The sequence below is a fragment of the Anaerocolumna aminovalerica genome (assembly GCF_900115365.1).
GTDB lineage: Bacteria > Bacillota > Clostridia > Lachnospirales > Lachnospiraceae > Anaerocolumna > Anaerocolumna aminovalerica.
Genome location: NZ_FOWD01000060.1, coordinates 1 through 15,628 on the forward strand (window position 1 = coordinate 1; position 15,628 = coordinate 15,628).

12 protein-coding genes and 1 rRNA gene are annotated in these 15,628 nt (G+C 35.1%); 1 reads left to right on the forward strand and 12 read right to left on the reverse strand.

Translation table 11 applies throughout. The annotated features are described in order from the left end of the window. The 12 genes from BM183_RS19495 to BM183_RS19550 form a co-directional block, all read right to left on the reverse strand. Positions 1 to 330, reverse strand: a 16S ribosomal RNA gene (locus BM183_RS19495); the annotation flags it as partial. A 563-nt stretch (positions 331 to 893) separates the two neighbouring features. Continuing rightward, positions 894 to 1,265, reverse strand: a complete 372-nt coding sequence (locus BM183_RS19500) for a hypothetical protein (protein ID WP_091689130.1) — start codon at positions 1,263 to 1,265, stop codon at positions 894 to 896. Between the two features lie 371 nt (positions 1,266 to 1,636). Beyond that, the gene (locus BM183_RS19505; protein WP_091689131.1) at positions 1,637 to 1,816 is read right to left on the reverse strand and encodes a nitrogenase component 1; all 180 of its coding nucleotides are present in this window, start codon (positions 1,814 to 1,816) and stop codon (positions 1,637 to 1,639) included. 403 nt (positions 1,817 to 2,219) lie between these two features. Further along, entirely contained in the window at positions 2,220 to 2,573 is a 354-nt protein-coding gene (locus tag BM183_RS19510; protein ID WP_091689132.1) for a type II toxin-antitoxin system PemK/MazF family toxin, read from the reverse strand. Positions 2,574 to 2,672: 99 nt separating this feature from the next. Further along, complete coding sequence (alr, locus tag BM183_RS19515; RefSeq protein ID WP_091689133.1) at positions 2,673 to 3,869, reverse strand: alanine racemase; 1,197 nt, start codon at positions 3,867 to 3,869, stop codon at positions 2,673 to 2,675. A 205-nt stretch (positions 3,870 to 4,074) separates the two neighbouring features. Beyond that, a complete protein-coding gene (locus BM183_RS19520) occupies positions 4,075 to 5,616 on the reverse strand; it encodes an NAD(P)H-hydrate dehydratase (protein WP_091689134.1) in 1,542 nt (513 codons plus the stop codon). A 95-nt stretch (positions 5,617 to 5,711) separates the two neighbouring features. Further along, the gene (locus BM183_RS19525) at positions 5,712 to 6,944 is read right to left on the reverse strand and encodes an ABC transporter permease (protein WP_091689136.1); all 1,233 of its coding nucleotides are present in this window, start codon (positions 6,942 to 6,944) and stop codon (positions 5,712 to 5,714) included. Beyond that, the gene (locus BM183_RS19530) at positions 6,931 to 9,024 is read right to left on the reverse strand and encodes an efflux RND transporter periplasmic adaptor subunit (protein WP_091689138.1); all 2,094 of its coding nucleotides are present in this window, start codon (positions 9,022 to 9,024) and stop codon (positions 6,931 to 6,933) included. Before BM183_RS19530 ends, BM183_RS19525 begins: the two co-directional genes overlap by 14 nt. Positions 9,025 to 9,050: 26 nt before the next feature. Next, the gene (locus tag BM183_RS19535) at positions 9,051 to 9,896 is read right to left on the reverse strand and encodes a carbohydrate ABC transporter permease (RefSeq protein WP_242961062.1); all 846 of its coding nucleotides are present in this window, start codon (positions 9,894 to 9,896) and stop codon (positions 9,051 to 9,053) included. Further along, positions 9,893 to 10,774 carry a carbohydrate ABC transporter permease gene (locus BM183_RS19540; protein WP_091689140.1) on the reverse strand — a complete coding sequence of 294 codons (882 nt, stop codon included), beginning with the start codon at positions 10,772 to 10,774 and terminating at the stop codon, positions 9,893 to 9,895. The genes BM183_RS19535 and BM183_RS19540 overlap by 4 nt, the downstream gene beginning before the upstream one ends. A 225-nt stretch (positions 10,775 to 10,999) precedes the next feature. Continuing rightward, positions 11,000 to 12,286, reverse strand: coding sequence for a sensor histidine kinase (locus tag BM183_RS19545; RefSeq protein WP_091689142.1), 1,287 nt, complete (start codon positions 12,284 to 12,286; stop codon positions 11,000 to 11,002). A gap of 2 nt (positions 12,287 to 12,288) precedes the next feature. Continuing rightward, the gene (locus tag BM183_RS19550) at positions 12,289 to 12,960 is read right to left on the reverse strand and encodes a response regulator transcription factor (RefSeq protein WP_091689144.1); all 672 of its coding nucleotides are present in this window, start codon (positions 12,958 to 12,960) and stop codon (positions 12,289 to 12,291) included. 290 nt (positions 12,961 to 13,250) lie between these two features. Here BM183_RS19550 and BM183_RS19555 point away from each other — a divergent pair, with 290 nt between their 5' ends. Beyond that, the gene (locus BM183_RS19555) at positions 13,251 to 15,452 is read left to right on the forward strand and encodes an ABC transporter substrate-binding protein (RefSeq protein ID WP_091689146.1); all 2,202 of its coding nucleotides are present in this window, start codon (positions 13,251 to 13,253) and stop codon (positions 15,450 to 15,452) included. Positions 15,453 to 15,628 lie beyond the last annotated feature (176 nt).

Below are 15,628 nucleotides of genomic sequence, written 5' to 3' on the forward strand. Positions count from 1 at the left end.
TCAAGCCGGCTACTGATCGTCGCCTTGGTGAGCCATTACCTCACCAACTAGCTAATCAGACGCGGGTCCATCTTATACCAGAGTTCAACGAAGTTGAACTTAATCTTTTTCACACTGTACCATGCGGCACTGTATGCTTATGCGGTATTAGCAACCGTTTCCGGCTGTTATCCCCCTGTATAAGGCAGGTTACCCACGCGTTACTCACCCGTCCGCCACTAAGTTAACAAGCTTCCATCCGAAGACTTCCACTTATTAACTCCGTTCGACTTGCATGTGTTAAGCACGCCGCCAGCGTTCATCCTGAGCCAGGATCAAACTCTCAAATTAAAAGTTTAATCGTTCAGAATTAACATTGGCTTGTTTTAAGAATTAAAACAAACGTTAATCCAATGAATTATTAATTCATTACTGTTTTTAAGGTTGTATCTATAATAATATAGATACGGTTCGTTATAAATCAGTCATTGAATCAAGTTCAATGCTCATCTATAATATGAAAATTTTATTAGAATTTTCAGGGTTGTTTCACTGTTCAGTTATCAATGTTCATGATTTTTGCTGTCGTTGCCGACAACTTTTATATCATATCATGTCTGAAAGGTTTTGTCAACACTTATTTCTTATTATTTTCCACAAAGTTTGATAAAACCTTGTTAGAATATCAAATATACTACATCAATCCTGTGTTGACTTCAGGGGATAGTACCCGAAACCATAGACAACGGAACTTAATTATATATTCAACAAAAGGTTTTGTCAATATATTTTTACCCTTTTTTAATTAATCCTTTTTCAACTAATTTCTTTCTTATTAACCTTTTTATTTTATTTTTTTTATTACCTTTTTTTATTGACTTTCGCTTTAAATTTCTTATTAAAATCTTTAAGTTCTAATGTTCCATCATATTTTCCACCCATAGTGAACAAAGATTCATTGCACCCCGAAATCCTACATAAGATGAGTCGTAAATATTAAGATTCCATTCATTTAATCCACGGTTTATAGTCATATTGGATTTTTTTCCGGCTCTGCTTAACACTTTCCTACTACTCATTAAAATTCCTTCCAGATCAGGTGAAATTTTTTCTATCCAGGTATCTTCGTCCCAATATAGAATTTCATGAGTACAATATTCTTTACAGTCACACCATGTAAATTTCTTATTCATTCCCAGTTCGTCACAGGCAAATTGTAAAATTCCTTTAACTACATCAATATTACCCCCAACTGATATACCACCCCTTACTTTATAATGTACCACTAATTGTTTACAAAAATTAAAGGCATATTTTCCTTCTTTTGTTCTTCATTTATAAACTCTTGATTCAAGTCTATCTTTAAAGTTTCTGAAATTCTCTTAAGCCAATCCTCTGTTCCTTTTTACCCATAGGGCCTTCCAAACAAATAGGGTGTTCCAAAGCGCTCTTTTAACTCTTCTGCTGCTTTTTTCCTTCCTCACGCAAAACTAAATTTATATGTGCGGAACCCATCTCTTCAATTTTGTTTACTGATCCGTGGGAAGGTAGAATGCAGACCGGCTCCATATCAAAGGCACCTTTTAATATTCTTCTATCTCACATATATCCGATTGGAATTAAGACAGGTCAGGACAGGAGCCTATAATATTATAGGTCATTTTTGTTGTTGGCTTAATAGGTTTAGGAAGGTTCTTTTAAATGTTATTATCGGTATATCTTCATATTCCATAGAAAGTTCTTCACAGATTGCTTCCATATCTGTACCTATGGTTTCTGGTATAGTAGAGGGCAATACAAATATAGCTTTTGGATGATCTTTCTCTACAATCTCCATGAAAGGCTGGATTTTAATAATTATTCTCAATTATATATTCTAACTTTTTTTATAATCTAATCTTTTAATACCGCTAATTTTCATTATTTTCATTTTTTTTTCATTTTTTAAACACAATGTAGACACATTTATAAATTATACTATCAATAGATAGTGAATAATAAATCACTTTCTACTCCCACCCTATTATACGCATGGTACTATATAAATCTAGATACCAAGTGGAGAAGCCGGCAGACCCCGCTGGCTTCTTTTTTGTTTTCTTCCCCTCGGAATCAGATACTTTAATTATTTAAGCTCAAAAAAAGAAAGGTATGCCAATAAATATATCAGCATGCCTCACTTATTTCGCATACAAAGCTTCTCAAAGTCTCCAATGAACTGCAACAAAAATAAATTAAATTTAAATGTATGTATCTAATGCAAAACTTATAATTAATGCACGATTAATTTTTCTTAATACGTCTTGATCTAGATGACATACCTTTTCTTTTAACCTGGATTTATCAATGGTTCGAATTTGTTCTAAAAGAATAACTGAATCTTTTATAATCCCATATTTGTCCGCATCTATTTCAACATGGGTCGGAAGCTTTGATTTATTCATTTTTGATGTAATTGCTGCACATATTACTGTGGGACTATGTTTATTTCCTGTATCGTTTTGAATTATCAGAACCGGTCTTACTCCACCCTGTTCAGAACCGATTACAGGTCTTAAATCCGCATAAAATATATCTCCTCGTTTTATATTCACTATTTTTCACACTCCATTTTATGGCTTTAGTCTTATTATCTCCAATTTTGTAATGTGTATTCCATAAAATGTTTTCTTTTCAGTGACATTTATAAAAAATTATTCTTTCATTTCGTATATCTTATTCTGGTAATTATATATTCGTGGAATTCTCTTTCCTATATTACATATAACTTCATAATTGAAGGAGTTTACCAAGGAACCTATTTCTTCTGTGGAAATGAATTCGTCCCCATCTCTTCCAATTAAAGTTACAGCATCTCCCTGTTTTACATCTTGGATGTGAGTTACATCTACCATAAATTGATCCATACAAACTCTTCCCAGTATTGGAGCCGATTTACCATGTATTAATACTCTGCCCAGGGAAGATAACTGTCTTGGGTATCCATCCCCATAACCGACAGGAATAGTTGCTACCCTGATTTTATTTTTTGTTACATAAGTACTGCCATAGCTAATACCTACACCTGGTTCTACATCTTTTACAAAACTAACGTGTGACTTAAGCTCTAGGGCCGGCGTTAGTTTTAATTGTTTCTTATGTACTTCTTCTGATGGATACAAGCCGTAAGTAGCTATACCGCTTCTTATCATATCCAGCTTTGCCTCCGGTAAATCAATAATACCTGCACTATTGGAGATATGTTTAACTGGTAATTCAATACCTTCCTCTTCCAATCGGTTTACAAACTTCATAAAACGGTTTAATTGATTGTATGCAGAAGTTTTATCAGCTTCATCTGCACATGCAAAATGTGAAAATATACCTTCTATTTTTACACCTTTTAATAATGATATTTTCTTAATTTCTTCGATACTTTCTTCTGTATCACGAAAACCTAATCTGGTCATACCGGTATCCACTTTTATATGAATAGGTGCTACCTTATTCTGCCTTAAGGCTTCCTCAGACAGTTCCTTAGCCAAATCATACTGAAAAATAGTCTGGCTAATATTATATTCTACCAATTCTTTATATTGTTCCTTGGGAGTATATCCAAGAATCAGTATTGTTTTCTCAATTCCCGCGTTTCTAAGCTGTATTCCTTCTTCGATAATAGCAATACCAAATGCCTCTACACCGATATGATCCAGTATCTGTGCAATAGGAATGGCACCGTGGCCGTACCCATCCGCTTTCATGATTGCCATTATTTTTGTCTTTTCTCCTGCTAACTCCTTTATATTTGAAATGTTATCGCAAATAGCATCTACATCTATATTTGCGGTAACTCTGTAATAGCGTTGTTGTTCTACTTCTTTTAATGACAGTATCTTGTAGTCTTTTGTCATAACATCCTCACTTCCGACGCTTTAGCGCCTTTTATAACTATGAAACTTGATTCCAGTGCAAATTGTTCTTCACACTTCCAAACATGATGTCGCTTTGTGACATCTCAAATAATAGACGAAGAAGTTTAACATGAGAATTACAATGGATTCTCATGTTGGAGTTCTTCCAAGTGTGAAGATGCTTTTCCTTCACACTTCCTCCAAATCATTCTTCTATTACTTCTGGCAATGCCTCAATTATATCACTGGCCATCATACTGTAACAACCTTTTTTTTCTGCTGCTTTATCACCAGCCAAGCCATGTATATAAACACCTAATTTTGCTGCTTCCCATGAAGATAATCCCCCTGCAATAAAGCCCCCTATTATACCGGTCAGAACATCTCCGGAACCTCCGGTAGCCATACCGTTATTTCCTGAAACATTAATATATCTGTTTTCTTTATATGCTGCAACGGTTCTAGGATCTTTAATGACAAATATGAGTTCATTATTAATGGTACATTTATCAGCCACTTCAAGCAGATCAGAAGTAATTTCTTCTACTGGCCGGTTAATTAGCCTGGATAGTTCCTTTATATGGGGAGTCAATACAGTATCTTTCGGTAACATATTAATAATATCTTCCTGTAATAAAACCGCTTCATCTTTCTTACGATTCATGGATACCAATATATTTAAACCGTCTGCATCAATAAGCAGCGGTGCTTTTGCATAAGTTATGGCTAAATTTAATAATCTCTCGGAATCAGGATTTACACCAATACCAGGACCTATAACAATAGAAGTTGCCCAATGTATTTGCTCAATCATCTCTTCTATCTTACCAGAGTCTTGAAGTGCTTCCGAAGAATAAGTATATAACAAGGCTTCTGGTAACAATTGCTGCATAATAACTCTATTTTCTTCTACTGTCATCACCTTTACCAAACCTGCTCCGCAGCTATATGCTGCTTTTGCAGAAAGATAACAGGCCCCGCTCATATTATATGAACCTGCGATAATCAGAACTTTCCCATAAGTGCCTTTATTAGAATAGGTATGCCTTATTGGCAGTTTCTTTTTATCGGAGTCATCATATACAGAGCAACTTATCCCTGCTGTTTTGCTTACGGCATCAAAAGCGGCCTGAGGAAATCCAATATCAGCCACAACCACTTCTCCTGCATATTCACATCCAGGATATAAGATCAAACCTACTTTCTGGTATCCAAATGTAATTGTATAGTCAGCTTTTACAGCTATATTCAAAGGCTTTGCCGAATCTGCTGACAAACCGGATGGAATATCAACGGCAAATACCAGATGTTTGCCTGAATTGATAGTCTTTATAATTTCTTCATAAATACCGGTAACCGGTTTATTCAAACCAATTCCAAGTAACCCATCTATTATTATAGTATATTCACTGATGTTTATATTGTTAAGTATGGATATGCCTAAATTTCGTGCAATTTTAAGTTGCTCTTTTGCTTGTTCTGAAGCCTTACTTTCATCACCAACTAAAAGTACAGCTGCTTCATAACCTTCACACTTTAAAATACGTGCTGCTGCAATACCATCACCACCATTGTTACCGGTTCCGCACACTGCTAAAATCTTGTCCTGGGGATTACTGTGTTGTTTTACTAAATTTACGACCTGTATAGCGGCGCGCTCCATTAACACCATAGACGGTATTCCTATTTCCTCTATAGTATAAGAATCTATTGCTTTCATTTGAGCAGAAGTAACTACTTTTTGCATAATTCTCGTCCACGCCTTTCTTATTTAGAAAATATATTAGCATTTATAATCATACCACTTTACTAAATAGAATGGTATATAAAATTCATATGACATTATAATTTGGATTGATTTATAATATAGCTCTTTACCCTATTTACCAAATCTTCAGCTAATATAAAAATAGGAATCGCGTAAAGGTACCCATTTCCGGCAAGAAAAACCTTTCCGGTTTTATATAAGATAAAGATTGCTCCACACTCTAGTATAACTGCAAGGATGGACAGGGAGAAGCCGTCAATTTTACTTAATAAGAATCGTATATGTGTTGCAAATATCCACATACCGGCGAAGGAAATCATAGTGTAATAAATACATCTTTTTGCATAACGGATAAAGTTGATATCCTTTATGGTAGGCGTCAGATATTTTATTTGGTCTATTTGTTTTCTGAATTCTTTATATTTTTCTATCCAAAAAGAAAAATCAGACCATTTAGTAGGAATTAGACTTTCCGGTATATAAATCTGAAATTCCAACATCCATCTTAATACCATCCAAACTGATACAAAGCCCAGCAAAAAAATAAATACTTGCAACGGTAAGGTTCTTCTTTTCCATATTGCTCTCAATATCTGACAGAGCATGTAAAAACCAAGAAACCATGCAGGAGCTTTATAAAGCCCATCTAAAATCCCAGCATAGAAAAAACCGTCTAAAACGGTATAGGAACCGGCTAGATTATTTTGTGACATAAATGCATTAGCCAGTTCCTGACCATTTTCTTTATCCTCATATACCAACTCTATGTTGGAATAAGTATGTTTTATATCATTTATTTGAATGAAGACAACAGGCTCCGGGGATTTAATGATTCCCCGTATGTAGTATTGCTTGTTCTTATAGGTAATAATATTTCCTACCGGATCTACTGTTCCAAATAATTTGTACGCTACACTTTGATCTATCATACAACCTTCGTAATCTTTTGCTGTAAGTAAATTTCCACTGGTCAGTCTCATAGGATATACTTGCTTAATATCACCATATACTTCAATTAGCTGGGTTTTATAAGTAATTGCTAACTCTTTGTTGGTGATGATTTGTTCCTCTAAACGATTCCAAGCACTGATACTTGGAATACTTTTAGAGCTTTTAATTTCTTCATATTTTAATGCTGTGATGATCTTCTGTTCCGAAATCCTGTCTTCTTTCATTCGTATACTAACCGATTGATAATGTTCTTTTATATACTGACCGTAATATATTCCGCTGCCCCATAAAATCAGCGCCGCCAAAGAGAGCAAAATAATGAGCGGTCTTTTTTTAAAAACCTTAATCACCGTCATTTAAACGAACCCGGTCGCCTTCTTTGATATTTTTATTACTGCTGACAATAATATTGTCTGAAAGACCGTTTTCAATAGCGGCTATAGTATAGTCTTTCTCTAGAACAGTTACATCCATACGTAAAGCAGTTAATTCATTGCCTAAGATGGTATTGGTCTCTTCCGTAATCAAAACATAGGTCTTATTGTTTGCATCCATTCTTAGTGCCTGTATGGGGATGGTGTTTCTATACTGCTTTGATTGCTTACTTACTTTAAAAGAAACAGGTGTTCCTACAGAATAATTACCTTTTGGCATAATTCCTGTTATAGTAATCTTTCCTTCTGCATCTTCCGAGGTAATATTTTCCAGTTTTATGGATAATTCCTCCTTACTATCACCTACCTGTACAATCATCTCATCTCCCACAGCAAGATGTTTTACTTCATCTTTGGTGACTTTAGCTTCAAATCCGTAATTGCTCAATGCAAAACACACTCTGTCGGCCACCGTTATACGGTTTCCTAATACAATCCCATTTTCCACAAGAACGCCAGTTACAGGGGAAGTTACTTTTCCTTCATTCTTCAATATATTTTTTATTTCTGCAACGGCTTCTTCCTTATTTTGAATATCCATTTCACTTAATTCCAAGTCTATATTTTGAATCTGTCTATTAATATTATTATTTTTAGCAGTATCTGCATCACTTTCCTTTGCTTCCTTTAATCCGATTTTAGCATCTTCAAAAATCCTATTTGCAGTCATTACCCTCATCTCTTCTGCCTTAACTTCCTGTGAATAATCATAGGTCTTATTCAATATTTGATCATAGAATGACCTCGCCTTATCCCTTGCTGCTTCTGCGTCAGTTACAACTCTTTCTGCTTTTTCCATTATCTTCTGCCACTCATCCGTAGTTTCTGCTAGTGACTCTTCAGCCGAATTAATTGCTTTATTTGCTGAATTTATTAACTTTTCTTTATTCTTATCTTCTGTGTACAGCATAGAGTATAAAGCTCCATGAGTCTTTTCCATATCCGTCTTATTATATAGAATTGCATTACGGTAGTCCCACATTGCTGTGGTAAGTTGGTTGTCTTTCTTTGTAAGGTCTGCCAAGGCATCTTCCGCATCTTCAATTGCCCGTTTATACCTGGCATATTCTGAGGGGGATAGCTTTTCTTCTCCCTCTAATACCGCTATCCCATTCCAATAATCCTCATTAGCTCTTGATACAGCTTTTCTTGCTCTCTCTACTTCTTTCTTATGTGTCTCGTACTCTGTTTCACCATAATATTTCTTAAATATATTAGTTTCCGCTTCACTTATTGCTTCATAATTGTTATTTTCAACTGCGGCTCTAAAAATTATTATAACCCTTTCTGTGTCTGCTTTATCTTTATCTTCATACAATTCATCTAAAGCTTCTTTTGCTTCTGAAATTTTCTTACTTGCCTCTCTAAGGGCTTTTTGCTTCTTATCTTCCTGATCATTATAAGCTTCTAAGGCATCTAGATAAGCTTTTTCTGCATCCTCATATGCATATTTCTTCTCTTTGCCAATATTCTTTTTTGCTATTTTTAGATCTTCTTTTGCAGCTCTTAAATCAAGCTTAGCCCGTTCTAATGTAATTTCTGCTGTTTCCTTGGCAGTTCCTTCACTTCCTGCTTTATAATTTAATCTTTCTTTTTGCAGATTAAGTTCTGCTTTTATTATTTCATCTTCCAAATCGTCCAAAATATCTTCTAAATCATTTATGTCATATTGAAACAGTAAATCTCCCTCTTCCACGTTCTGTCCTTCTTGCACAAAAACAGCTGCAATTCTAACGCCCTCATAGAGATTCAGATATTTTTCTGCTTTTGCCCCTAAAATACCCACTCCATTTACTTCAAAATTAAGTGTCCCTTTTTTAGGAGATGTCACATCAACTTTTGCAGTTATAACAGAATTTGCTGCCCTTGATACAAATGTTAATAATAACATCACAATAAGAAATCCAATGAATAATCTTCCTGCACGGTCTTGAAGGGACACCTTTTTTTCTTCCGGTTCTCTCTGTAATTCATATAATAATCTATCTCTTATTTTTCTCATAATCTAAAAACCTTCCTGTTTCCAATTTATTCTTTTATGCCAGATGCAGCAATTCCCTGTTCTATATACTTTTGACCAAATAAAAAGATTAAGATTGCAGGAATCATAGCAATAACAGATGCTACCATCGCGACTCCTAATTTTTCTTTGGCTATATCCGGAAGATATAAGGATAAGGGCCATAAGGATTTATCTTTTAAAAAAGTTAATGGTTGTTCAATCCCGTTCCATGCTTCCAGGAATCCAAGAACAATTGCTGATATAATTCCGGAGGCTCCCATAGGAATTCCAATATAAAAGAATGTCTTAAATTCACCTGCTCCATCTATTTTAGCTGCCTCGATTAAAGATTTGGGTATGGATTTAAAAAACTTTTCCATTATAAATACTGGAAAAGTTGAAAATATATTTGGTAAAATCAATGCAAAATCCGTATTCAGCAGATGAAACTTATTCAGAACCAAATAGCTTGAAACCATAGTTACCTGAAAAGGCATAATCATTAATACAATATATAGAATAAACAATAGTTTTTTCCCTTTGAAGTTATACCTGCCAAAACTCCAAGCCGCAGGAACTGCAATAAATAGTTGTCCTATTAATCCGGGAATTACTTGTCTGCATGAGTTCCAGAACATAACAAAGAAATTTGGAGAATCTAACAGTAATTCCACATATGGCTTTAACGTTGGAAAATCAGGTATAAAATGCCAGGTTGCAAGCTTATTTTCATTACTAAATACCGGGCCAATCATTTCATTGATTTCCTGTGTTCCCATAAATGAACCGGTTACCATCATCCATAGAGGAATCCATATAAATAGTGAAATAGTAAGAAGAATTCCTAAAGACAGAAATCTTTTCTTCTTCAAATTGAATCCTCCTCCCCTCTATTGCTGAACCTCCTAACGATTAAGATAAATATCAACAAAATAATTGCAACTACAATGGCCGCGGCACACATTTTTTGTATATCCATGGTGACAAACCAGTTATTAAATAAATGCTGCAGCATATAGATACTATTATCCGGATAACTTCCTGCAATCAGGTAGGCTTCCCTAAAAACCTTAAAGGAATTAATCAGGGATAGTACAAAAAGAGTAAATGCTGTTGGTAATAATCCAGGCAATGTAATATACCTAAACTTCCCCCATGTCCCGGCACCATCTATTGCGGCAGCTTCATATAGTGCCAGAGGAATTCCGTTTAGCCCTGCTAGCCATAAAACCATATCGTATCCGGTATTTTTCCATAGATAACTAAATACTAATATATAAAAAGCTTTGGATGTATGCATCCAGTCAACAGACTGGCCTCCTAACATGGAGAGCATTCTGTTTACCAGTCCATTCTTGTTAAAAAATACATCCCACAATAAAACAATAGATGCCACCGGAATTGCCATAGGTATAAGAAATGAGCTTTTAAAAAAATCACCAAACTTCTTTTGACCCATGACTAAAATGGATAAAAATAAAGATATGACCAGTAATAAGGGTATACAGATCAGAATGAACCGCCCTGTATTTTTTGCAGCTAATTGAAATGCCTCGTTGATGAATACGGTTATGTAATTATCAATACCAACAAATTTGCCACTCATTGCTTCATAAAAAGATCTTCTTACCACATCTCCAAAAGGAATCAATATAAAGAACATGATACCTGCTAAACTTGGCATTAAAAACAACCAAGCTACTATAGACTCTCTTTTTTGTATAGTTGTTTTTTTCTTTTTTTCTCTCATATTTCCATTTCTTTCATAATAGATTTATTAACTAATTACCACTTTCTTAGATTATAAGAATAATACTATTCTCCTTATCTCTAAAGAATCTTTAAATTCTATTATTTAATAAAAATAGGATGTCCTAAAAGTCCCTTCTTGCGTTATACAACACGGAAAATGACCTTAGTGGCATCCTATTTCTTATGTTAAGAATTCATATTAAAATATAATTTATTAGTTCCGCTACCATGGCAACCGCAACACAAAAGTAGCACCACCTCCGGGAGTATCCTTTATAAAAATACTACCTTCATGAAGTTCTATTAATTCTTTTGCAATGCTAAGCCCCAGTCCAAAATGTTTCTTATCGTTTCTTGATCCATCTCCCCGATAGAATCTCTCAAATACTTGTTTTTTATCTTCATCACAAATTCCATGTCCATGATCTTCCACTTCTACTACTACATAATTCTTTTGATTGTAGGCATGAAGATCAATGTTTTCCCCTGGAGTTGTATGGCTCATGGCGTTATCTATTAATATAGTAAATATCTGCTTTATACGTTCCTTATCTCCATGAATTACATGGAGTTCCTCCTCCGGCAAATCCAGAGTTAATTGATAATTCTTGTTATTATAACAGGTACAGAACATATCATAGGTTTCTATTAGAAGGGTATCTATTTCAACCGGTTCTTTTAAAAGACTCCAAGTCTTGGCATCAGAAGAGGCTAATAAAAGCATGTCACTAATCAGCCTTGTCATTCGGTTACATTCTTCTTCAATGTGAGGAAGAAAATTATCTGACTTTGATATATCTTCCCTTATAGAAGAAATACCGGCTTTAATTACAGTAAGAGGTGTACGAAGCTCATGAGAAGCCGCAGCCACAAAAGCAACCTGCCTTTTTTGTCCCTCTTCTAAAGGTTTTATCACCTTGCCTATGTATAGGGAACTAATCAGGAATAATGCTGCCACACCAATAAAGTCTATAAATACATACAAAAACATTTGTTTAAATAAAATCCCAGGTCCCTGATTGTCACAACTTATCACCATTATATTCAGCCAGCCTGCATTCTTTGGAATCAAGGCTGCCATACTATAATAAGCTTTCCCATTGCTAAGGCTTACGTTATAAACAGGAGTTTTTCTTAAGGTTGAATACAGCGGTTTTCTGTCCAGATTAATACCGTCCTCTATTGAAAGCTTCTTTATCTTCTCAATAAGTTCTTGGGAACCCGGCAGATTACTCATCTGATTATATTTAGTAAGTTTTATCCCGTTATCTTCTACATATACAAACAAACGGTTATCCTCCTGTACCCTGACTAACCATGTATTATTGATTACATCTTCTAAACGAAACTTCTCAACAATCTGTTCCACATTCTTTTGAAACAGAACCATATTTTGTTCTTGACTCTGTCTATTATTTATTATGTATACTCCTATTATGATTACTGATAGAATAATACTTGATGTAATGCCATACAACAGTACCAGCCGTCTTTTAAGTTTGCTGAACATCCCTACTCCTCCAGTTGGTAACCCACAGAACGTATGGTTTTTATGGTAGCATTACTATGTACTGATTTTAATCTCTTACGAAGGAAATAAATAAAATTGTCTAAATTTCCATCTGTGACAAAGCTATCTGCTCCCCATACCCTAGTTAAGATTAGTTCTCTTGTTAAAATCTGACCTTTGTTCTTAATAAAGAAAGCCAAAAGATCTCCTTCCCTTTTGGATAATCCACAGCTTTCTTCTCCTCGAATTAACTGCATTTTCCCTAAATCCAGATAAAAATCAGAAAAATATAATTCATCTATACTTTCAATTCTTGAAGGCCTTCTTGCTAAAGCCCGGATTCTAGCCAGTAATTCTCCAACCTCAAAGGGTTTAGTCAGATAATCATCCGCCCCTGAATCCAAACCTTCAATACGGTTTTCTATCTGATCCATGGCTGTCACCATAATTACCGGAGTAGAAACCTTGTTTCTTCGAAGCTTTTCTAAAACTGAAATACCCTCCATTCCGGGAAGCATCCGATCTAACATAATCACATCATAGGTCTGTTTCGTACCATATAATAACGCCTCCTCCCCATCATGGCAAAAATCTACTTCCATTCCTGACTTTTTCATTTGATATTCCAGAATAGAACATAATTCTTTGTCATCTTCAATTACCAAAATACGCATTTCCTACACCCTTTCTTTCTAATATATACTCCAAAAATAATAAAATTTATTTTATTTAAGATTGGTTAGAGATAAGCACGTTATAACATATTCATAAGCTAATTACAACACCCCTTTAAAATTTTTCAACCGGCACTTTGTGTTGCCCACAAGGTTGCTGTCATTATTAAAATGGCGCTACGGCGCCGGAATCGAGGTCAGGTTGAAAAAATTTCAACCGGCAATTTGTGTTGAGCACAAATATGCCATCATTATTATAATGGCGCTAAAGCGCCGGAATCGAGGTTAAAATGAAAAAAGTATTTGCTGGCTTATTAGTATTTGTACTTCTACTTACTGGCTGCAGTACAAAAAAAGAAGAAAAAAATGTTTCAAGTTCAAACATCAAAGGGCGTTATGTAGAAATGGATGTATCATTACCTGAAGAGTTTGATAAAAGTACTGTCTTACAACTAACGAAAAAAAATGGCATGCCATTTCTATATGCATTTTCTTCCGGAGATGCACTGACCATTACCGGATACCAGATGAATAACGATGGAAGCTGGACTGAGGATACCCCCCAATGGCTAAAATCAGATTCTCTTCTGAAAGCATCCTTTTATCAGCCTGAAATCCATGAAGACGCCAATGGAAATCAAATCCTGTATTATCTTGAAGTAGAGGAAGATAACTTCAAAGCTAATCTCTTTCGCAGTACCGGCGGTTCCACCTATGAACCCATTTCTCCGGAAGGTTGGAATGAATTATATCCTGAAAGTAGATCCTACAACACCCCAAGAAAGGTTACTGTGTTGGAAGATGGCACTTTAGCTGCTCTTTTCTTTGATGGAGAAGTAAGTTTTTACGATAAAGATAATTTCTCAAAGCAAAAAAGTATTACCGGTCAAAGGTATTTGGAAACCATAATGACCGCTGCTGGCAAGTCACTCATCCTTGGCCAGGCAGATAATAATGAAAATCTGATGAGTATAGATATCTATGACACAACCACTTATAATAAAACCAGTTATCCTTATCAGTCCGACTTTAAGGGATACACTTATACTTATTTTGATATGAATGATAAGAAGGAAATGGCTCTGTGTGATACGGGCGGTATTCATGTTCTGGAAGAGGGTACCTCTACATGGCAGACCATAGTGGATGGGACACTGACTTCACTATCCATGTCGACTATGCGGACGATTGGTTTTGCAGCCGGTTCCGATACTAATTATTACATCCTGTACGGTTCAAAAAATGACTATTCCCTCATGAAGTATTCTTATGATGAATCCGTTGATGCGGCGCCATCAACAGAATTAACTATCTATTCCTTACAGGAGAACGCCACCTTAAGACAGGCTGCCGCCATATTCCACAAAGAACATCCTGATGTAAAAATCAACTTTACTATCGCCATGACTGACGAAGAATATAGAAATGCGGACCGTACCGCCAAGGAGGATTACATACGTGCACTTAACACAGAACTACTAGCAGGAAATGGCCCTGATATTCTGGTGTTAAATGAACTTCCTGCAGATTCTTTCGTAGAAAAAGGAGTTCTGACCGATATTAGTGACATCATTCAGCCTATGATTGATAACGGTGAGTTGTACCCAAATATTATGAAAAACTACATAAAGGATAATAATATCTACTATGTACCTGCCCGTTTTAACCTTCAGCTTCTATGCGGCAGAACTGCCGATACACAAAACCTATCTACACTGGATAATTTAGCTGACTATACAGCAAATCATGTGGATAACACTTTATTTGGCAGCATGACCCTGGAGGATTTTATCACCACTTTTGCTCCCTATATGACAAATAAAATATTAAATGATGATGGAAAAATCAATAAAGAAAAGCTGGTTTCTGAATTAGAAACATTAAAATCCATTGGGGACAATATTGGTATCATAGATGAATATACAGGTGATGACAAATATATGAATCATCCACTGAACCTTACTGATAAGATTGAACTTAACTTATCAAAATGTGGTGGCTTTAATGATGCAATTTTCCCAATAGGTATAGTAGAATTAATAAAAGGCAGTTATACTGTTTTCGAAAATTCCTTTACCTCATCCTGTGAATTAGGAATCAATCAAGCTAGTAAAAGTCAAGAACTTGCCAAAGAATTTATATCTTTAGTATTATCGGAAGAGATACAAAAAGATGATTTTTATGACGGTTTTTCGGTTAACAAAAATGCATTAATCTTAAATGCTCAGGAAGACCGAAGTAATTATGGTTTTACCACCGGTATTGCAACAGATGACGGAAAAGACTTGGTGTATACCTTTGAAGCACTTAATAAAGAACAAATGGAACAATTAATTCAAAATTGCTCTAAGGCCTCCAATCGTATTGTTAAAGATGAACCCCTATTAGAAACCTTGAAAGAAGAAACGACAGAATTCTTCCAAGGAAACCTATCGGCTGAGGAAACCGCAGATATTATTATAAATAAAGCCAATGTTTATCTGTCTGAATAAACTTCAAAACTTAAATTTTATCTCCATTCATTAAGTACAAAAAAGGACTGACCCCGGTTGCATATCAGATTCAGTCCTTTTCTTTTATAGGTTCTATAATAAATGTTGGGGTATGCAAAAGACATACTTCCAACATTTTATTTTTTATATTAAAATGCATCTATACGAAGCCTCTA

What these genes read in the sequence shown, in the direction of transcription:
- BM183_RS19555 (WP_091689146.1), top strand. Translation starts at nt 13,251, where the DNA reads ATGAAAAAAGTATTTGCTGGCTTATTAGTATTTGTACTTCTACTTACT.
- BM183_RS19550 (WP_091689144.1), bottom strand. Translation starts at nt 12,960, where the DNA reads ATGCGTATTTTGGTAATTGAAGATGACAAAGAATTATGTTCTATTCTG.
- alr (WP_091689133.1), bottom strand. Translation starts at nt 3,869, where the DNA reads ATGACAAAAGACTACAAGATACTGTCATTAAAAGAAGTAGAACAACAA.
- BM183_RS19545 (WP_091689142.1), bottom strand. Translation starts at nt 12,286, where the DNA reads ATGTTCAGCAAACTTAAAAGACGGCTGGTACTGTTGTATGGCATTACA.
- BM183_RS19505 (WP_091689131.1), bottom strand. Translation starts at nt 1,816, where the DNA reads ATGGAGATTGTAGAGAAAGATCATCCAAAAGCTATATTTGTATTGCCC.
- BM183_RS19525 (WP_091689136.1), bottom strand. Translation starts at nt 6,944, where the DNA reads ATGACGGTGATTAAGGTTTTTAAAAAAAGACCGCTCATTATTTTGCTC.
- BM183_RS19520 (WP_091689134.1), bottom strand. Translation starts at nt 5,616, where the DNA reads ATGCAAAAAGTAGTTACTTCTGCTCAAATGAAAGCAATAGATTCTTAT.
- BM183_RS19530 (WP_091689138.1), bottom strand. Translation starts at nt 9,024, where the DNA reads ATGAGAAAAATAAGAGATAGATTATTATATGAATTACAGAGAGAACCG.
- BM183_RS19540 (WP_091689140.1), bottom strand. Translation starts at nt 10,774, where the DNA reads ATGAGAGAAAAAAAGAAAAAAACAACTATACAAAAAAGAGAGTCTATA.